At 68.8% G+C, this 17,748-nt stretch carries 18 protein-coding genes; 12 read left to right on the plus strand and 6 right to left on the minus strand.

Features of this window, described 5'->3' with window-relative positions; genetic code table 11:
• Positions 1-14 precede the first annotated feature (14 nt).
• The 3 genes from ACUN0C_RS12155 (at position 15) to ACUN0C_RS12165 (ending at position 3,742) form a co-directional block, all read left to right on the plus strand.
• Positions 15-464, plus strand: coding sequence for a tripartite tricarboxylate transporter TctB family protein (locus ACUN0C_RS12155; RefSeq protein ID WP_445466637.1), 450 nt, complete (start codon positions 15-17; stop codon positions 462-464).
• Positions 464-1,963 (plus strand): tripartite tricarboxylate transporter permease, encoded by a 1,500-nt coding sequence (locus ACUN0C_RS12160; protein WP_445466709.1) that lies wholly within the window; start codon positions 464-466, stop codon positions 1,961-1,963. The genes ACUN0C_RS12155 and ACUN0C_RS12160 overlap by 1 nt, the downstream gene beginning before the upstream one ends.
• Before the next feature lie 105 nt (positions 1,964-2,068).
• Positions 2,069-3,742 carry a thiamine pyrophosphate-binding protein gene (locus ACUN0C_RS12165; protein ID WP_445466638.1) on the plus strand — a complete coding sequence of 558 codons (1,674 nt, stop codon included), beginning with the start codon at positions 2,069-2,071 and terminating at the stop codon, positions 3,740-3,742.
• Between the two features lie 69 nt (positions 3,743-3,811).
• Here ACUN0C_RS12165 and ACUN0C_RS12170 read toward each other — a convergent pair whose 3' ends face one another.
• Positions 3,812-4,027 (minus strand): hypothetical protein, encoded by a 216-nt coding sequence (locus ACUN0C_RS12170; protein ID WP_445466639.1) that lies wholly within the window; start codon positions 4,025-4,027, stop codon positions 3,812-3,814.
• Positions 4,028-4,173: 146 nt separating this feature from the next.
• On the opposite strand from ACUN0C_RS12170, the gene ACUN0C_RS12175 reads away from it, so the two are divergent.
• Both ACUN0C_RS12175 and ACUN0C_RS12180 read left to right on the plus strand, forming a co-directional pair.
• Positions 4,174-5,373, plus strand: a complete 1,200-nt coding sequence (locus ACUN0C_RS12175; protein WP_445466640.1) for a 2-methylaconitate cis-trans isomerase PrpF family protein — start codon at positions 4,174-4,176, stop codon at positions 5,371-5,373.
• Positions 5,370-6,269 (plus strand): isocitrate lyase/PEP mutase family protein, encoded by a 900-nt coding sequence (locus ACUN0C_RS12180; protein ID WP_445466641.1) that lies wholly within the window; start codon positions 5,370-5,372, stop codon positions 6,267-6,269. Before ACUN0C_RS12175 ends, ACUN0C_RS12180 begins: the two co-directional genes overlap by 4 nt.
• A gap of 75 nt (positions 6,270-6,344) precedes the next feature.
• On the opposite strand, the gene ACUN0C_RS12185 is transcribed toward ACUN0C_RS12180, so the two are convergent.
• From ACUN0C_RS12185 to ACUN0C_RS12205, 5 genes are all read right to left on the minus strand, one after another.
• The gene (locus tag ACUN0C_RS12185) at positions 6,345-7,604 is read right to left on the minus strand and encodes a M20 family metallopeptidase (protein WP_445466642.1); all 1,260 of its coding nucleotides are present in this window, start codon (positions 7,602-7,604) and stop codon (positions 6,345-6,347) included.
• A 150-nt stretch (positions 7,605-7,754) separates the two neighbouring features.
• Positions 7,755-8,759 (minus strand): tripartite tricarboxylate transporter substrate binding protein, encoded by a 1,005-nt coding sequence (locus tag ACUN0C_RS12190; RefSeq protein WP_445466643.1) that lies wholly within the window; start codon positions 8,757-8,759, stop codon positions 7,755-7,757.
• Between the two features lie 70 nt (positions 8,760-8,829).
• The gene (locus ACUN0C_RS12195) at positions 8,830-10,359 is read right to left on the minus strand and encodes a tripartite tricarboxylate transporter permease (protein WP_445466644.1); all 1,530 of its coding nucleotides are present in this window, start codon (positions 10,357-10,359) and stop codon (positions 8,830-8,832) included.
• Positions 10,360-10,368: 9 nt separating this feature from the next.
• Entirely contained in the window at positions 10,369-10,845 is a 477-nt protein-coding gene (locus ACUN0C_RS12200; protein ID WP_445466645.1) for a tripartite tricarboxylate transporter TctB family protein, read from the minus strand.
• A 44-nt stretch (positions 10,846-10,889) separates the two neighbouring features.
• A complete protein-coding gene (locus ACUN0C_RS12205) occupies positions 10,890-11,282 on the minus strand; it encodes a RidA family protein (RefSeq protein WP_445466646.1) in 393 nt (130 codons plus the stop codon).
• Between the two features lie 467 nt (positions 11,283-11,749).
• On the opposite strand from ACUN0C_RS12205, the gene ACUN0C_RS12210 reads away from it, so the two are divergent.
• The 7 genes from ACUN0C_RS12210 (at position 11,750) to ACUN0C_RS12240 (ending at position 17,710) form a co-directional block, all read left to right on the plus strand.
• The gene (locus tag ACUN0C_RS12210; protein WP_445466647.1) at positions 11,750-12,223 is read left to right on the plus strand and encodes a RidA family protein; all 474 of its coding nucleotides are present in this window, start codon (positions 11,750-11,752) and stop codon (positions 12,221-12,223) included.
• Between the two features lie 145 nt (positions 12,224-12,368).
• Positions 12,369-13,673: a M20 family metallopeptidase gene (locus ACUN0C_RS12215; RefSeq protein ID WP_445466648.1), complete on the plus strand. Its 1,305-nt coding sequence runs from the start codon at positions 12,369-12,371 to the stop codon at positions 13,671-13,673.
• Position 13,674: 1 nt separating this feature from the next.
• On the plus strand, positions 13,675-14,499 hold the full coding sequence (locus ACUN0C_RS12220; protein ID WP_445466649.1) for an ABC transporter ATP-binding protein: 825 nt from the start codon (positions 13,675-13,677) through the stop codon (positions 14,497-14,499).
• A 43-nt stretch (positions 14,500-14,542) separates the two neighbouring features.
• Positions 14,543-15,610 carry an ABC transporter substrate-binding protein gene (locus ACUN0C_RS12225; protein ID WP_445466650.1) on the plus strand — a complete coding sequence of 356 codons (1,068 nt, stop codon included), beginning with the start codon at positions 14,543-14,545 and terminating at the stop codon, positions 15,608-15,610.
• 78 nt (positions 15,611-15,688) lie between these two features.
• A complete protein-coding gene (locus ACUN0C_RS12230; protein WP_445466651.1) occupies positions 15,689-16,456 on the plus strand; it encodes an ABC transporter permease in 768 nt (255 codons plus the stop codon).
• Positions 16,453-17,178: a GntR family transcriptional regulator gene (locus tag ACUN0C_RS12235; RefSeq protein WP_445466652.1), complete on the plus strand. Its 726-nt coding sequence runs from the start codon at positions 16,453-16,455 to the stop codon at positions 17,176-17,178. Before ACUN0C_RS12230 ends, ACUN0C_RS12235 begins: the two co-directional genes overlap by 4 nt.
• Positions 17,179-17,329: 151 nt before the next feature.
• Positions 17,330-17,710 carry an SAM-dependent methyltransferase gene (locus tag ACUN0C_RS12240; RefSeq protein ID WP_445466653.1) on the plus strand — a complete coding sequence of 127 codons (381 nt, stop codon included), beginning with the start codon at positions 17,330-17,332 and terminating at the stop codon, positions 17,708-17,710.
• The last annotated feature ends 38 nt before the right edge of the window (positions 17,711-17,748 follow it).

Genomic DNA, 17,748 nt, shown 5'->3' on the forward strand with positions numbered 1-17,748 from the left:
CGAAGGGACATGAGATGAGACGCACGGGTGTGCGCGGTCCCGTGGACGTGTTCTCCGGGCTGCTCCTGGCGGCGATCGCCGTCGCGGCGATGATCTTCCTGCGGGACCTGGAGGTGGGCACCGCCCGCCAGATGGGACCGGGCTACTTCCCGATTGCGATCTCGCTGCTTCTCCTGGCGATCGGCGTGTTCCTGATCGGCCGGGGCCTGGTGTTCCAGGGCGCTGCCGTCGACCGCCTCCAGTTCAAGCCCGTCCTCTTCGTCAGCCTTTCGCTGCTCGCCTTCGCCCTTCTGATCGACCGGGCCGGCCTCGTCGTCACCATCGTCGCTCAGGTTGCGATCGCGATGCTCGGCTCGCCCGAGCGGGCCTATCTGCAGAGCCTCGCCTTCGCGGTCGCGCTCGCCGCGCTGTCGAGCGTGGTCTTCGTCCGGCTGCTCGGCGTGCCGGTGGAGATCTTCCCGTGATGGACGTGCTCGCGCTGCTCGGGCACGGCTTCACCGTCGTGCTCACGCCCACCAACCTGATGTTCTGCCTGATCGGAGCGCTGCTCGGGACGCTCATCGGCGTGCTGCCGGGCCTCGGGCCGGTCGCGACCATCTCCCTGCTGCTGCCGACGACCTTTGCGCTGGAGCCGACCACGGCGATCATCATGCTTGCCGGCATCTATTACGGCGCGCAGTACGGCGGTTCGACCACGGCGATCCTCGTCAACATACCTGGCGAATCGACCTCCGTGGTGACGGCGCTCGACGGCTACAAGATGGCCCAGCAGGGCCGTGCCGGGGAGGCGCTCGCGATCGCCGCCATTGGCTCCTTCATCGCCGGCTGTTTCGGCACCTTGGTCATCGTGCTCGCGGGGCCGCCGCTCGCCGGCATCGCCCAGCGCTTCGCATCGCCCGAATACTTCTCGCTGATGGTGCTGGGGCTCATCTCGGCCATCGTGCTCGCGAACGGATCGGTGATCCGCGCGATCGCCATGATCCTGCTCGGGCTCCTCATCGGCGTCGTCGGCATCGACGTCAATTCCGGGCAGCAGCGGCTGACCTTCGGCACGAGCCAGCTCTACGACGGGGTGAGCTTCGTCGCGATGGCGATGGGGCTCTTCGGCGTCGCCGAGGTCATCTGCAACCTCGAGCAGGGCATCCAGCGCGGATTGAACGCGGGCCGGATCGGCTCGATCTGGCCGAGCTGGGCCGTCATGAAGGGCGTGCGCTGGGCGATCGCCCGCGGGACCCTCCTCGGCACCGCCTTCGGCATCCTGCCGGGCGGCGGCGCGACGGTTGCCGCCTTCTCCGCCTATGCGCTGGAGAAGCGCGTGGCGAAGGATCCGACGCGCTTCGGGCGGGGCGCGCCCGAGGGCGTCGCGGCGCCGGAATCGGCGAACAACGCGGCCGCCCAGACCTCCTTCGTCCCGCTCCTGACGCTCGGCATCCCGACCAGCGCAACCATGGCGCTGATGGTCGGCGCCCTGATCCTGCACGGCATCACCCCGGGCCCGACGGTGCTCACCCGCCAGCCGGACCTCTTCTGGGGCCTGATCGCCAGCATGTTCGTCGGCAACGTCATGCTGGTGATCATCAACCTGCCGATGATCGGGCTCTGGGTGCGGCTGCTGCTCGTCCCCTACCGCCTGCTCTTCCTGCTCATCCTCGTCATCAGCGCGATCGGGATCTACTCCGTCAGCAACTCGCCCTTCGATCTCTACCTGACGATCGGCTTCGGCATCCTCGGCTACCTGCTGCGCAAGCTCGACGCCGAGCCCGCGCCCCTCCTGATGGGCTTCGTGCTCGGCCCGATGCTCGAGGAGAATTTCCGGCGCAGCCTCATCATCTCGCGCGGCGACATGATGGTGTTCCTGGAGCGTCCGATCAGCCTGGCGCTGCTGGTTCTCAGCGTTGCGCTGCTCATCTCCGTGGCGATGCCGGCCATCCGCCGCCGCCGGGAGGAGGTCTTTCAGGAATAGGAATCCGCTTCCGCCACCGGCGGAGTCCGCCGGAGGCCTTGCGCCTGAGCCAAAGCTTCGTCCATGTCCCGCTCTTCCAAGCGACCAGCGTCAAGGCGACATATCATGAGCGAACAGACCAGCGGCGCCGAAGCGCCAGCCCGCAATGGCGGCCGGATCCTGGTGGACGCGCTGCGCGGCCACGGCGTGGACACGATCTTCGGCGTGCCTGGCGAGAGCGCGCTGCCGGTCTTCGACGCGCTTCACGATGCCGAGGCGGGGATCCGGTTCATCGTCTGCCGCCACGAGGCCAACGCCGCCAACATGGCGGAGGCCGACGCCAAGCTCCGCGGCGAGCCGGGGGTCTGCATCGTCAGCCGCGGGCCGGGCGCCATGCACGCCGCGATCGCCGTCCACACCGCGTTCCAGGACTCCACCCCGCTCGTCCTGATCGTCGGCCAGGTGCCGCGCGGCCATCGCGGCCGCGAGGCGTTCCAGGAGATGGACTACACGAAGGTGTTCGGCGACACGACGAAATGGTCGGCGGAGATCACCGACCCAGCCCGCATTCCGGAGATGGTGAGCCGGGCGTTCAGCGTCGCCATGAGCGGCCGCCGCGGCCCGGTCGTGCTAGCGATCCCGGAGGACGTGCTGAGCGAAGGCTGCCGGGTGTCCGATGCCGGCCGCTATTGCGCGACGGAGCCGGCTCCGCTGCCGGAGGCCGTGGCGGCTTTCCACCGCATGCTGTCGGAGGCGGCGCGGCCCATGATCGTCGTCGGCGGCTCGGGATGGGACGATGCGGCCTGCGAGGGGCTCGCCGCGTTCGCCCGCGCGAACGACCTGCCGGTCGCCGCCGCGTTCCGGGCGCAGGACCTCCTCGACAACCGGTCGGACCATTATGTGGGCGACCTCAGCTTCGGCACCAATCCGGCGCTCGCCCGCCGGGTCATGGAAGCCGACCTCATCGTCGCGATCGGAGACCGTCTCGGCGAGGTGCCGACGCGCGGCTACACGCTGCTCGAGGCGCCCGTGCCGAAACAGGCGCTCGTCCATGTCTTCCCCGGCGCCGAGGAACTCGGGCGCGTCTACCAGGCGCGCCTGCCGATCCATTCGGGGGCCGGCCCGTTCATGAGGGCGATATCCGCCCTGCCGCCGGTCGCGGACCCGCGCTGGCGGGAATGGCGGGCAGGGGCGCGGCGGGACTATCTCGCCTACAGCACGCCGGCCGGCATCAATGCGCCGCTCGATGTCGCGAAGGCCGTCGCCCATGTCCGCGAGGCCGTCGCAGACGACGCGATCATCGCGAACGGCGCCGGCAACTATGCGATCTGGCTGCACCGGTACTTCCGCTATGCGCGGCGGGGCACGCAGCTCGCGCCGAAATCCGGCGCGATGGGCTATGGCTTTCCGGCGGCGGTCGCGGCCAAGCTCCACCACCCGGAGCGTCCCGTCATCGTCTTTGCCGGCGACGGCGACTTCCAGATGGCGTCTGCGGACTTCATCACCGCGGCCCGCTACCGACTGCCGATCGTCGTGGTGCTCGTGAACAACGGGCTCTACGGCTCGATCCGCATGCACCAGGAGCGCCACTTTCCCGGGCGCCCGAGCGGCACGGACCTCGAGAACCCGGATTTCGTCGCCTTCGCCAAGGCGTGCGGCGGCCATGGCGAGCTCGTCGAGCGCGATGCGGATTTCCCGGATGCACTGGGGCGCGCGCTCCGCGCCGACGTGCCGACCATCCTGGAGCTGCGCGTCGATCCGCGCCGGCTCACGCCGGACATGGTGATCGATACCGCGTGACCGGCAGGCGTGCCTCGGAAGGGCTGCGCCTCGCCGCATGATCGCAGGCTCTTGCAGGACTATCCGTGATCACGCCCGCAGCGTCGGCGGCATCCGGAACGGACGTCGGAGCGCTGCTTTCCGGGCCATCGCGCACAGCTTGTCGACGGGAACGGGCGGGCCGTTGTCGATCCGGTACAGGCCGGGCAGCGCGGTCGGAAGATCGGTTTCCTCCTCCACGCTGTGCCCGGCGTTCCTCAGGATGCTGATTGCATCGTCGAGAATCGGCTCCTCGAAAAGGTGCATGAAAGACCTCCGGCATTGGCTTTTCGTTAGCCAACGCGCGGGGCGCCGAAATCGCTCCATGCGCCGCCGCGCCGACGCTCGGGGCAGCAAGGCGGACGCCGGGACCGTGCGAAATGTCGTATCGTGGCGACCGCCATTCAGAAGGATTGACTTCCTTGCCTCAGATCCGGATCCCGGCCGCGTTCATCCGCGGCGGCACGTCGAAGGCGATCGTCTTCCATGCTTCCGACCTTCCCGCCGACACGGCGGTGCGGGACGCGATCATCCTTGCCGCGATCGGCTCGCCCGACCCGAACGGGCGGCAGCTCGACGGCATGGGCGGCGGCATGTCCTCGCTCTCCAAGATCTGCATCGTCGGCCCGCCGAGCCGGCCCGACGCCGACGTCGACTACACGTTCGGCCAGGTCGCGATCGCCGCGCCGAAGGTGGACTACGCCGGCAATTGCGGGAACATGTCGTCGGCGATCGGGCCCTTCGCAGTCGACGAAGGGCTTGTCGCCGCGCCCGCCGACGGCGAGGCCGTGGTCCGCATCCACAACACCAACACGGCCAAGATCATTGTTGCTCGGTTCCCGGTCGAAGGCGGCAAGGCGGCGGTCGACGGCGACTGGCGCCTCGACGGCGTCGCCGGCGCAGGCGCGCCGGTGCGGCTCGAATTCGAGGCTCCGGGCGGGGCGAAGACGGGGCGGCTCTTGCCGACCGGTAACGCCGTCGACCGGCTTCCGGTGGCAGGCCTCGGCACGGTCGAGGCGAGCCTCGTCGATGCGGCGAACCCTTGCGTCTTCGTGCCGGCGGAGGCGCTCGACTGCGCCGGAACGGAGCTTCCCGACGCGATCGGCGCCGACGCGCTCCTGATGGAGCGGCTGGAGGCGATCCGCTGTGCGGCCTCCGTCGCGATGGGGCTCGCACCCTCGCTCGATGACGCAGCCGCGATCCTGAGCGTGCCGAAGGTTGCGATGGTGGCCGCTCCATGCCAGGCCCCGACGCTGTCGGGTCGCACCCTGGCGGCGGCCGAGCACAACATTGCCGTGCGCATGATCTCCGTCGGGCAGCCGCACCGCGCCGTTCCGCTCACCGGGGCTCTCTGCCTCGCCGTCGCCGCGCGCCTCAGCGGTTCGGTCGTCGCCGAACGCCTTGCCGGCGCGGCGCCAGGGGCCGACATCGTGATCGGCCACCCGTCGGGCACGCTGACGGTCGCGGCCGAGGTGCGCGAGGCGGACGGCGTCGCCGAGGCGGTGTCGGCGACGGTGATCCGGACGCAGCGGCGGCTCTTCGAGGGCGCCGTGCTCGTGCCGGAAGCGCGCCTGCCGACGCGGGTGCGGGCCCGTGCCGAGGCGCGCGCGTGAGCGCCGCGATCAACGCCGCATTCAAGGCACGTATTGCCGCCGGTGGCGCCATCCTGATGCCCGGCGCCGCGAATGCGCTCTCCGCGCGGATCATCGCCGATATGGGGTTCGAGGCCGTCTACCTGACCGGTGCCGGCGTCAACAACATGTTCCTCGGCATGCCGGACCTCGGCTTCGTCGGGCTGTCCGAGATGGCGAGCCATGCCGGCGCGATCCGCGACGCGACCGATCTGCCTCTCGTCGTCGACGCCGATACGGGCTTCGGCAATGCGCTCAACGTGGCCCACACGGTGCGCGTGCTGGAGCGGGCGGGCGCGAGCGTGATCCAGATCGAGGATCAGGCCATGCCGAAACGCTGCGGGCATTTCGAGGGCAAGACGCTGGTGACCGCCGACGAGATGGCCGGCAAGATCAAGGCGGCGGTCGACGCCCGGCAGGATCCGAACCTGCAGATCCTCGCCCGCACTGACGCCCGCGGCGTGGAGGGGCTCGAGCGGGCGCTGGAGCGCGCCCATGCCTATGCCGAGGCCGGCGCCGACATGCTCTTCGTGGAGGCGCCCGTGAGCGAGGCGGAGATTCTCGCGCTGCCGAAGGCGCTGCCGCGCCCGCAGCTGGTCAACGTGGTGATCGGGGGCAAGACGCCGGCTTTGCCCTTCGACAGGCTGGACGCGGCCGGCTTCGCGCTGGTGCTCTACGCCAACGCCGCCCTGCAGGGCGCGATCCTCGGCATGCAGAATGCGCTGGCACGGCTCAAGGCCGACGGCCGCCTCGATGAGGACGCGCCTGTCGCCTCCTTTGCCGACCGGCAGCGGCTGGTCGGGAAGGACTTGTACGACGCGCTCGACAGACGGTACGGCGAAGCCGCCCGCACTGAAGCCGGCGACGCGAAGGGATGATGCGTGGGCCGTCGCGGCGGGCGTACGCGCCCGCCGGACACGGATCGTGGTCGTTTGCGCCAGCCGGCGCGGTGCTCAGCTCGGCGCCCGGTTGCAGAGGTCCAGCGCGGTGGCGACATAGATGTTCGCCGCCGTGACGAGTTCATCGACATTGGCGTGTTCGCCGACCACGTGCATCGGCTGGCCCTTCAGGTCGGGATGGACGCGCCCGCCGGGCCCGAAGGAGACGCAGGGGACGCCGTACACGGTGAAGTGGACGGCATCGGCGCCCGGGCGGCGGATGATCGACGGCTTCCGTTCGCCCGACACCTGTGCCTGCGCCTGCCCGAGCGCGTCGATGATCGGGAGGTCCTCCGAGATCGCGGTCGCCGGGTCGGTCAGGTAGACGTAGAGCTCCGGCTCGCCGGTGCCGGTCCGCTCGGCGAAGCCGTTCAGCACCGACCGCAGATCGCGCTTGACCGCCTCGATGGACTGCCCGGGCACGAGCCGCGCCTCGATGTAGAGGCTGCAGGAATAGGGATTGCGCGACAGTCGCCACGGTGCCCCGCCGCGGATGGCGCCGAGCGTGATGTTCGGATGCTCGCCCATGAAGGAATGTGCCGCCTCGTAGCGCTTCCCCCATTCCATGAGGTCGGGATAGAGCTCGGTCATGAGCGTGATCGCGTTGACGACGCCCGGCCGGCTGGAGAACGCGGAATGGTTCACCGTCCCCGTGACGGTGACGCGGAACCAGACGCAGCCCATGTTGGCCGGGCTGATCCGGTTCTGGGTCGGCTCCATCAGGATCGCGTAGTCGGCGGTCACGCCGTGGGTGACGAGGTGCTTGCTGCCGACGCCGTAGCCGGCGAAGCTCGTGCCCTGGAACTCCTCGATCGCCGTCTTCTCGATCTCGCCGACGACGCCGCCGAAGGAGATGTCGCCGGCGAGCCGGATCCCCGATCTGGCGATCGCCTCGACCGCCACGAGGGCCGAAGCAAGGCCGCTCTTCATGTTGCTGGCGCCGAGGCCCCAGATCCAGCCGTCCTTCTCGACCGCCTGCGGCTTGAAGCCGTCGCCGGACAGGTAGTCCTCCGTTCCGTCGTAGGAGGTGTCCATGTGGCCGGTGAAGAGGAGGTTCGTCCCGCCGCCGGTGCCCTTGATATGCCCGACGGCGTTCGGCCGGCCCTCGCTGACATATTGGAGCTCGGTTTCCAGGCCCGCCTTGCGCATCCGGTCGACGACGTAGTTGGCCATGTCGGCCTCGCCGCCGGTCGGGCTGCTGATGTTGACCATTTCCACGAGCGTCTGCGCGACGCGTTCCTTCGTGATGTACTGGCTCGTCGTCTGGTGGAGCATTTCCCTACCCTGGCTGGCTTGTTGCGGTCCCGTGCCGGCCTGCATCCGGGCGGCGTGGGGCTCTGGTCTTGCAGGCGCGGCCGACCGCGGCGGGAGTCCGCTGCGGCCGGCACGGACGGGAGAGCGGGCGGTGCGGCGCCCGCCCGGTCGTCACTTCGTGATGAGGCCGAGATTGTCGAGCACGCCCCGCATGGTCGTCTCCTGCTCCTCGAAGAAGGCGAGCGTCTCGTCGTGCTTGCGGTAGGTGGTCACGGCATGGTCGGCCTTGACCATCTCCTTCCACGCGTCCGTTTCCACCATCTTCGCGACGACGTCCTCCCAATAGGCGATCTGCTCGTCCGTCAGCCCGCCCGGGCCGCCGATCCAGCGCCAATTGGAATCGACGACGTCGTAGCCCTGCTCCTTCCAGGTCGGGACGTCCTGGAAGGGTTTGGAGAGCCGCTCCGGCGCCGCGATGGCGAGCACGCGGAGCTGCCCGTCCTGCAGCGGTCCGACGAGGCCGCTGGCGGAGTTGGTTAGGGCGTCGATGTGCTTGCCGAGGACGGCGGTGCGCGCCTCCGCGCCGGAACTGTAGACGACCACCTTCACGTCGGCAGGGTTCACGCCCGCCTTCTGCGCCGGCAGCACGATGCCGGTGTGGTTCGGGTTGCCGCGGCTGCCGCCGAAGCCGATCGACAGCGAGCGCGGGTCCTGCTTGAGCCGGTCGATGAACTCCGCACCCGTCTTGATCTCGGAATCGGGATGCACCGCGAGGCCGATATACTCGCTCATCAGGAGCGAGATCGGCGTGAGCTCGCGCCAGTGCACCTCCGACTGCCCCGTCATGGGGGCGCCGACGGTGCTCGTGCTGGAGACGGTCAGCTTGTGCGGGTTGCCCTCCTGCTGCTTCAGCCAGGCGAAGCCGACGGAGATCACCGGCTGGTTGTTGATCGTGACCGGGACCGGGACGAGCTTCTCCTCCTGCCAGATCTTCTGGATGAAGCGGGCGAGGACGTCGGGAGCGCTGCCGGGCCGCGAGTGGACCATGATCTCGACCGGCTCCGTCGGCGCCCATTCGGCCGCAGCCGCGTGCGGGAAAGCCCATGCCGCGCCGAGCAGCGCGAGCGCCGCGAGCCTGCTGGCGCCGCGCCCCTTCTTCAATGCGTGTCCAACCATTCTCGTCTCCCCTTGCTTCTGCCGAACTCACCGGAGCCCGGCTTGAGACCGAAACGGCCGCATGGCTCGCTCAAGGCGAGCCGTTCCCGACCGCGTCCGGAATGCCGCTCGCCCGACGGCGCGCTTTCAGAACGGGCGTGACAATGGAGGAGCCGACGACCAGGAGCGCCAGGACGGCCAGGGTGGCGGCGATCGGGCTCCCGACGAGGTACGACGGGTCGCCGTCCGAGATGATCATGGCCTGTCGGAGGTTCTGTTCCATCCCGGCGCCCAGCACGAGGCCGAGGATGAGCGGTGGGATCGGGACACCCGTCTTCCTGAAGACGTAGCCGAGCACGCCGAAACCGAGCAGCAGGTAGAGATCGACCACGCTGTTGTTGAGCGAATAGGTCCCGACCGTGGCGATCACCAGGATCAGCCCCATCAGGATGCCGGGCGGGATGTAGAGGATGCGGACGAAGAGCCCGATCAGCGGCAGATTGAGGATCAGCAGCATGATGTTGCCGAGATACATGCTGTTGATGAGGCCCCAGACGAGTTCCGGCTGGTGCTGGAAGAGCAGCGGTCCGGGCTGGATGCCGTACATGATGAAGGCGGCGAGCAGGATCGCCGCCGTGCCGGAGCCGGGCACGCCGAGGGTGAGGAGCGGCACGAGCGAGCCGGCGGTGGCCGCGTTGTTGGCCGCCTCCGGCGCGGCGAGGCCCGCCACCGCGCCGTGCCCGAAACGCTCCGGGTGGCGCGACACCTTGCGCTCGCAATCATAGGCGAGCACCGTCGCGATCGTGCCGCCGGTCCCCGGAAGAACGCCGATCAGAAAGCCGATCACGCTGCCGCGGCCGATCGCGCCGCGCGCCTGGCGCCATTCGTCGGCGGTGAACCAGAGCCGCCCCTTGATGCGCACCGCCGAGGCGGCGCCCTGGAACCAAAGCTCGACGTTCCTCAGCACCTCGGCGATCGCGAAGAGGCCGACGATCACCACGAGGAAGCTGATGCCGTTCTGGAATTCCGGCACGCCCATCGTGTAGCGGAAGGTCATCGTCTGCATGTCGACGCCGACCGTCGCGATCATCAGGCCCAGGGCCGCCGAGAGCAGGCCCTTGAAGACCGAGCGGCCGGTGAAGCCGGCGACGGCGGTCAGCGCGAACATCATGAGCATGAAGTATTCGGCGGGTCCGAAGCGCAACGCGAAGATGCTGAGGGGGATGGCGAGCCCGCTGAGGGCGATCACGCCCACCGTGCCCGCGCAGAAGGAGGCGATCGCGGCGATGGCGAGCGCGGCGCCGCCGCGGCCGTTCCGCGCCATCGGGTAGCCGTCCATCGTCGTCATCGCGGTGGAGGCCGTGCCCGGCGTGTTGAGCAGGATGGCGGAGCCTGCGCCCCCGAACATCGCGCCGTAATAGATGCCCGACAGCATGATGAGCGCCGGGAGCGGGTCCATCCCGAAGGTCACCGGGAGGAGCAGCGCGATGGTCGTCGACGCGCCGATCCCCGGCATCATGCCGAAGACCGTGCCGAGCAGCGCGCCGATGAAGAGGAACCAGAGGTTGGTCGGCTGGGCGGCGACGACGAAGCCGTGGGCGACCTGGGCAAGGATGTCCATCGCCGCCCCTCAGAAGTGGAGAATGCCGCGGGCGGGCGGCGTGCCGAGGACGGTCGTGAAGACGATGTTGAGCGCGACCGGAAAGGCGATCGCGATCGTCAGGTTCAGAACCGGGCGGCCTTTGTTGAAGAAGGAGAGGAACGTGAAGAGGAAGACGACCGTGGAGACCAGGAAGCCGAGCGGCTGGTAGAGCACGTAATAGAGGAGCAGGCCGGCCGCGACGGCGGCGATCGCCGGTGCATGGCTCTTCTGCGGCGTTTCGCTGCCCGCCCGGGGGGGTGACGCCGAACGCGCGCGCACCACCGTCTGCACGAGCAGGCCGAGCGCGAACAGCACCATTGCGATGCCGATCAAGGTCGGGAACGCCTTCGGGCCGAGCGGGTCGACGCCGATCCGCGTGGGCAGGCGGTAGGTCGCGACCAGGTACAGCCCACCGAGAGCGAGCGCTGAGACCGCGAATATCATGTCCTTGACTTGCTGACCCAAATCTCGCCTCCCCCAGCGATGAGTCGTTCCCGGTTCTCGTTCGGCTAGGCGCCGTCCTCCCGAACGGCGATCGCCTGGATCTCCAGCATGGCTTCAGGGCGGGCGAATCCCGTCACCGTGATGAGGGCGGAGGCCGGAAAGCCGTCCGGGAAATAGGACTTCCGGATCTCGACGAAGCGGTCCCCGTGGCGGGCGTCGGCGATGAAGACGGTCATCGTGACAATGTCCTGCAGCGCGCTGCCAAGCTCCTTCAAGGTCCGTTCGATGGCGCGGAAGATCGCATGCGCCTGGCTGTCGAAGTCGCCGCCGAGCGGTCTGCCATCCTCGTCGGCGGTGACGGTCTGACCGGCGAGCCAGATCGTGCGGCCCGGCCCGGTCACGACGGCGCGGGAATAGGCCCGCTGCTGCTGTCTCTGACCCGTCAGGTATTGGCGCATCGTGCATCCTCCATCGCGGAACACTGCTTGCGGCGCCACGCGGGCGTGGCGGCCCGCAATCCGACGCGTGCGGCATCCCTGCGGCAGTCCGGTGCGATGGTTGCGGACATGATCGCCCCCTCCTCGAGCGGCCGATCAAGCGCCGTTCCATGCCCCGAGAACCGCTGCGGCCGGCCATGTCTTATACAAGAGTGCATAGGTAAAGACGTGCTGTCCAGCCTCCTTTTTCATCTTGCAGTGCACGACTTTGGAGCGGCAACGCCGGAGCTGCTCCGCCGCCTCCGGAAATCTGCCAATGCTTTGAACGAGTTCGGCGAAAAGTGTTCCGCCGGCCGCGAAAACAGGGATCTGCCTGCTTGACTCTTATATAAGAGCACATAGGCTCACTCCACCGCGGCCGTAGGGGGGCTCTGACGTTCGGCCGCGCGGGCGCACGCCCACCACCCGGGTACGAAGAGGAGAGGCAGATGGCAGTTCGGAGGGTTCTACTCGCGGGTCTGCTCGCGGCGAGCATTGCGGCGCCGGCGGCGGCCCAGGAGTTCAAGAAGGAGAACTTCAACTACAGCGAATTCGCCAAGGGCGCGTTCTCGGAAGCCGTAACGGTCACCGGCCCGGCGAAGTTCATCTATCTCGCCGGCATCGGGTCCGAGGATCCTGATTCCGGCGACGTGCTGCACAAGGACGATTTCCTGGAGCAGTGCCGGATGGCCTGGGGCAAGGTGAAGAAGGCGCTCGAGGCGAACGGGGCGACGCTCTCCGACATCGTGAAGGCGACCAGCTACCTGACGGACGCGCGCTATCGCGAGGAGATGCGCACCTGCCGCAAGGAAACGTTCGGCGATGGTCCGCTTCCGCCCCACACCTTCCTGAACGTCGTCCAACTCGCGCGGCCCGGAATGATGTTCGAGGTCGACGTCGTCGCCGCCGTCGCGGCCGACTAGCGAGAACCGATCCGCGCCGGCACCGGCCCCCGACCGGAGGCGCCGGCTCGGCAGCGCCGACGGCCCGCGGCAATGCCCGGGGGCCGTCGGCGCACGCACCGCCCGGCGGGCATTGCCGCCGCGTCGAAAGGCAGAAAGATCAGGAATGAACGTCGTAGTCCCACCTCCGGACGCCGCGGAAGCATCCGCCCTCATCACGCATGAAGCCGTGCGCGATCTCCTCGCCGCCATGGTCGACATCCGCAGCCCGACCGGCGAGGAGCGGGAGATGGCCGAATTCATGGTGGCGCGCATGCGCGCCGCCGGCCTCGCCGCCGACCTGCAGTTCGTGAGCGAGGGGCGCCCCAACGCGGTCGGGCATCTGCGCGGCACGGGTGAGGGCCTGAACCTGCTCTTCACCGGTCACATGGACACCTCCTACGACGGCACGGAGGACTACCTGTCCGGCGACGGCTACAAGCCCAAGGCGGTCTGTCGCGACGGCTGGATGTGGGGCCTCGGCGCGCACAACATGAAGAGCGGCCTCGCCGCCGCGATGATCGCCGCGGAGGCGATCGCGCGCGCCGGCATCAGGCTCCGCGGCGACGTCTCGATCGCCGGCGTCGTCGGCGAGATCGAGAAGACGGCGATCGAGGAGTTCCAGGGCACGAGCTTCGCCGGCTACGGCGTCGGCACCCGCCATCTCGTCACCCACGGCGTGACGGCGGACTATGCGATCCTCGCCGAGCCCAGTGCGCTCACGATCGCGACCGCCAATATGGGCTGCATCTGGGTCCGCATCTCGGTGAAGGGGACCGTCAGCCACGCCGCGCTGTCGAACCGGCCGAATGTCCGAAACGCCATTCGGCTCATGCACGAGCTCGAGGCGGAGATCTTCGAGTGGTCGCAGGACTACGAGGCGGCGCACGTCTATATGGGCGAGCGGCCGAACGTGACCGTGGCCGCCATACGCGGCGGCGCGCCGTGGCGGCTGTCGCGCAACCCGGTCTCCTGCAGCCTCTATCTCGACATCCGCACCGTCCCCGGCCAGACCGTCGACGAGGTCAAGCGCGAGCTCCGCCGGCTGCTGCGGGGTTTCGCGGAGCGGAAGGGCGTCGAGGAGCCGGACCTCTTCTTCTACGTCACCGACCCGGCGATGGTAATCGACGAGGAGAGCCCGGTGGTCGATGCGCTCGGCGCCGCGCAGAAGGCCGTCATGGGGGAGCGGCCGGCCTCGACGATCCGGCGGCCCGGATCCGACGCCATCCATCTGGCGAGCTACGGCGTGCCCTGCGTGCAGTTCGGCCCGGGCGGGCGGCTGCACCCGGATGCGAAATCGGCATCCATGCACGCCGCCGGCGAGCACGTGTTGATCGACGACGTCGTGACGACTGCGAGGATCTTCCTTGCGACCGCACTCGATCTCTGCAATCGGCCGGCGCCGCAGGCCCGTGCCGCGGGGAGGGGCTGACATGGCCGTACCCCTTCGCGCAACGGCCGGAGAGCCCGCAAGGGCGTCGGCCCGCCCGACGGCCATCCAGTGCCGCGCGCTCACCAAGGTCTACGAGACCCAGGACGGCAACGACCTGCTTGCGCTCGAGGCGCTCGACATCGCGGTTTCGGAAGGGGAGTTCCTCGCCGTCGTCGGCCCCAGCGGCTGCGGCAAGAGCACGCTGCTGAGGATGGTCGGCGGACTGCTCTCCTACACGGCCGGCGATCTCATGATCGGCGGCGAGCGGGTGACGGGGCCGCGCCGCGACATCGGCGTGGTGTTCCAGGCGGCAACGCTCCTGGAATGGCGGACGGTCCTTGAGAACGTCATGCTGCCGGTCGACGTGCTCGGCCTCGATCGCACGAAGTACCGGCAGCGCGCGCTCGACTTGCTCAAGACCGTGGGCCTTAGCGGCTTCGAGGCGAAATACCCGAACGAGCTCTCCGGCGGGATGCAGCAGCGCGTCGCGATCAGCCGCGCGCTCGTCCACGATCCGGCGCTGCTCCTCATGGACGAGCCGTTCGGCGCGCTCGACGCGCTGACCCGCGAGACGATGAACATCGAGCTCCAGCGCATCTGGATGGAGGCCGGCAAGACCGTCCTCCTCATCACCCATTCGATCCCTGAGGCGGTGTTCCTGGCCGACCGCGTGGCGGTGATGACCGCCCGGCCCGGAAAGCTCCAGGAAGTGATGGAGATCGACCTGCCGCGGCCGCGTTCGCTCGACCTGATGGCGACGCCGGAATTCGGCCGCATCGCGTCCCGCATTCGCGGGCTCCTCAATTCGGGGGGCGCGCTGGACTGACCACCGGGCCGGGGAGAGGCCCTATCGGAAGAGGAGAGAGGGAATGAGACTTGGCCGGACATTGCTCACGGCGTCGCTGGCGCTGTTCTGCTCGGCGTCATGGGCCGCGGCGCTGGAGAAGATCGTGCTCGCGCACGCTGCCCCGCAGCTCAGCGTCAGCTACGCGATCAACAGCTCGATGCCCGAATACCTGAAATACTGGGAGGAAGAGGGCCTGGAGGTCGACGTGGTGCCGACGCCCGGCGCCGCCGCCGCGATGCAGCTCGTCATCAGCGGCCAGGCCGACGTGGCGATGGGCAGCCCGAACGCGGCGTTCGCCGCGATCCAGCGCGGCGCGCCCCTCAAGATCTACTTCTCGACGCTGCGCGGCGACATCTTCGGCATCGCGCTGCCCGAGGGATCCGGCCTCGATTCACTGGAGGACCTGAAGGGCAAGACGGTCGGCGTCTCCAGCTTCGCGAGCGCGGGCGCGCCATACCTGAAGGGGCTGCTCAAGACTGCGAACCTGACCGACCAGGACGTCTCCATCGTCGAGGTCGGGGTCGGCGGCCGCGCCGCCGGCGCGCTCCAGACCGGCCAGGTCGACGCCCTCTCGCTCTGGGACGAGGCCTACGTCCAGATGGAGGAGAAGGGCATGAAGTTCTCCAGGATCATCAAGGACGATCGTGCCGACGCAGCCTTTTCGAGCTCGCTCGTCGTGCGCGAGGACGCCCTGAAGGACCGCCGCAAGGCGCTCGTCGGGCTGGCGCGCGGCATCGCCAAGGCGCAGCTCTTCGAATCGGAGAACCTCGAGGCGGCCGCCCGCATCCACTGGCAGGTCTATCCTCAGTCGGCTCCGCGCGAAGGGCTGACGCCGGAGGTGATCGAGGAGACGAAGAAGGTCCTCGAGGTCCGCCAGCACATCCAGTCGAAGGACGCCTTCGGCAGCGGCAAGTTCGGCGACATCCCGCCGGACTACATGGTGAAGTTCCAGGACTTCCTGGTCGAGACCGGGCAGCTCGAGAAGGCGATCGAGCCGACCGCCTATTACACCAACGAGCTGATCGACGAGATCAACGACTTCGACGCCGACGCCGTGGTCGAGGCGGCGAAGTCCTTCAAGAGCCCGTGAGGGAGGATCGTGACTCTCGTCGCTGAACAAAGGACCGTTTCGGTCTTCCGGCTGCCGGCCTCCAGGAGAGGCCGGCAGGTGCTCTTCCACAGGACGCTCGCCGTGCTCTTCGGCGTCTCGGTCCTCCTCGGCTGGGAGGCGGCCTGTCGGATCGGCGGGATCAGCGATCTCGTCCTGCCGGCCCCCTCCCAGATCGGGAGCGCGCTCGTCGACGGCCTGCGCTCGGGCCAGCTGATCGCCGGGCTGAAGGTGACGCTGATAGAAATCGTGCTCGGTTTCCTTCTCGCGTCGACCGCCGCGCTCCTGCTCGGCACGCTCATCAGCCAGGTCGCGCTCGTGGAGGCGGTGCTCTACCCCTACATCGTCGCGATCCAGACCTTGCCGAAGATCGCGGTCGCGCCGCTCGTGCTCGTCTGGGTCGGCTTCGGATTGGAGAGCAAGGTCGTGATCGCGGCCATGGTCTCCTTCTTCCCGATCCTCGTGAACACGATCATCGGCCTCAAGTCGACGCCGGAGGCGAAGCTCGAACTTATGCGCTCGCTCTCGGCGAGCTCCTGGAAGACCTTTTGGTACGTGAAGCTTCCGGAGGCGCTGCCCTTCATCTTCGCGGGGCTCAACGTCGGCATCGTCATGTCGGTGCTCGGCGCCATCGTCGGCGAGTTCATCGGCGCCAAGGCCGGGCTCGGCTACATGCTGCTCCAGATGAACTACAATCTGGACGTCGCCGGCATGTTCTCGGTCCTGGTGGTGCTCGGCCTGATGGGCATTGTGCTGAACGGCATCGCCCAATATGCACGACGCAAGGTGGTGTTCTGGCGCCGCGACAATCCAGCGGGTGGGCATTGAACGGGACGAACGAGATCGCCTTTCGGCCGCTCTACCAGCATGTCCGCGATCACTTGTTCGCCCGGCTGATCGACGGCCGCTGGAAGCCCGGAATGCTCCTCCCCAGCGAGCAGCAGCTCGCCGGGGAGCTCGGCGTCGGCCAGGGCACCGTGCGCAAGGCGCTCGACGTGCTCGCGCTGGAGAACCTGCTCGTCCGCAAGCAGGGCCGCGGCACGTTCGTCGCGTTCCCCGAAGAGGGCAGGCTCCACTTCCAGTTCTACCGGCTGCGGGCCGACGACGGCGAGATCTGCCTGCCGGAGAGCGCCGTCCACTCGCTCGCCCGGGTGCGCGCCAGCGCGGAGGCCAAGGACAAGCTCGGGCTGAAGCGGCAGGCCGAGGTTTGGGAGATCGAGCGGACGCGCAGCCTCCGCGGCGAGGTGGTGACCGTCGAGCAGATCATGCTGCCGGCCGCAAGGTTTCCCGGCCTCGACCGGCTCGAGGAAATCCCGAACAACGTCTACGTGCTCTACGCCACCGAGTTCGGCCAGATCGTCACGCGCGCGACCGAACGGCTGAAGTCCGTGAATGCGGCGCGGCACGACTGCGAGTTGCTCGGCTGCAAGCGTGGCGCCGCGCTGCTCCTCATCGACCGCGTCGCATTCGGGCTTGACGGCGCGCCGGTCGAATGGCGGGTTTCCCGCTGCACGACGGAGCATTTCCACTATCTTTCGGAGCTCAAGTAGACCCTGGAGGCCGCCGGAACGGGGCACGCCGACACGGGCGGCACAGTCTTCGCTCCAGCCATCGGAGGAGCCTGTTTGCGCCTTCGACCGGAGACGTTCGGTGCACGCCATGCCGCCGCTGTCGCCCCGCCTGAACGATATTCTCTAGAGCTTGCCGCTCGCGCCGGGCCTCAGGGTGCTCGAAGTCGGTTGCGGGCCGGGCGCGCTGGCGCGCGCAATCGCTGCGTGGATCGGCCCCGGGCACGTTCTGGGGATCGACCGCTCGGCGCGTGCGATCGCGCAGGCCGTCGCCGGCTCTGCCGACGCGATGGCATCGGGATGCCTGTCGTTCCGGCAGGTTTCGGCCGAAGACTTCGAACTTGCGCCGGGCGAAAGGCCGTTCGATCTCGTCGTGGCCGTTCGCGTCGGTGCGCTCGACGGCCGCCATCCCGCCGCCGGAGCCCGCGCCTGGCGCAGCCTGACCGCTGCGCTTGCGCCCGGCGGGCGTGTGTTCGTGGACGGCGCCGCGGTCCTTCCGGTGTCGAACGGCTGAGGCGGGCCGGCGCGGCGGCCATGGCCGGGCGGCCGGCT

The sequence above is a fragment of the Faunimonas sp. B44 genome (genome assembly GCF_052655945.1).

Bases quoted from the DNA above. Each gene is read 5' to 3' on its own strand.
- ACUN0C_RS12185 (WP_445466642.1), bottom strand. From the start codon at position 7,604: ATGCTCCACCAGACGACGAGCCAGTACATCACGAAGGAACGCGTCGCG.
- ACUN0C_RS12205 (WP_445466646.1), bottom strand. From the start codon at position 11,282: ATGCGCCAATACCTGACGGGTCAGAGACAGCAGCAGCGGGCCTATTCC.
- ACUN0C_RS12195 (WP_445466644.1), bottom strand. From the start codon at position 10,359: ATGGACATCCTTGCCCAGGTCGCCCACGGCTTCGTCGTCGCCGCCCAG.
- ACUN0C_RS12160 (WP_445466709.1), top strand. From the start codon at position 464: ATGGACGTGCTCGCGCTGCTCGGGCACGGCTTCACCGTCGTGCTCACG.
- ACUN0C_RS12220 (WP_445466649.1), top strand. From the start codon at position 13,675: ATGGCCGTACCCCTTCGCGCAACGGCCGGAGAGCCCGCAAGGGCGTCG.
- ACUN0C_RS12215 (WP_445466648.1), top strand. From the start codon at position 12,369: ATGAACGTCGTAGTCCCACCTCCGGACGCCGCGGAAGCATCCGCCCTC.
- ACUN0C_RS12210 (WP_445466647.1), top strand. From the start codon at position 11,750: ATGGCAGTTCGGAGGGTTCTACTCGCGGGTCTGCTCGCGGCGAGCATT.
- ACUN0C_RS12225 (WP_445466650.1), top strand. From the start codon at position 14,543: ATGAGACTTGGCCGGACATTGCTCACGGCGTCGCTGGCGCTGTTCTGC.
- ACUN0C_RS12190 (WP_445466643.1), bottom strand. From the start codon at position 8,759: ATGGTTGGACACGCATTGAAGAAGGGGCGCGGCGCCAGCAGGCTCGCG.
- ACUN0C_RS12165 (WP_445466638.1), top strand. From the start codon at position 2,069: ATGAGCGAACAGACCAGCGGCGCCGAAGCGCCAGCCCGCAATGGCGGC.
- ACUN0C_RS12170 (WP_445466639.1), bottom strand. From the start codon at position 4,027: ATGCACCTTTTCGAGGAGCCGATTCTCGACGATGCAATCAGCATCCTG.
- ACUN0C_RS12155 (WP_445466637.1), top strand. From the start codon at position 15: ATGAGACGCACGGGTGTGCGCGGTCCCGTGGACGTGTTCTCCGGGCTG.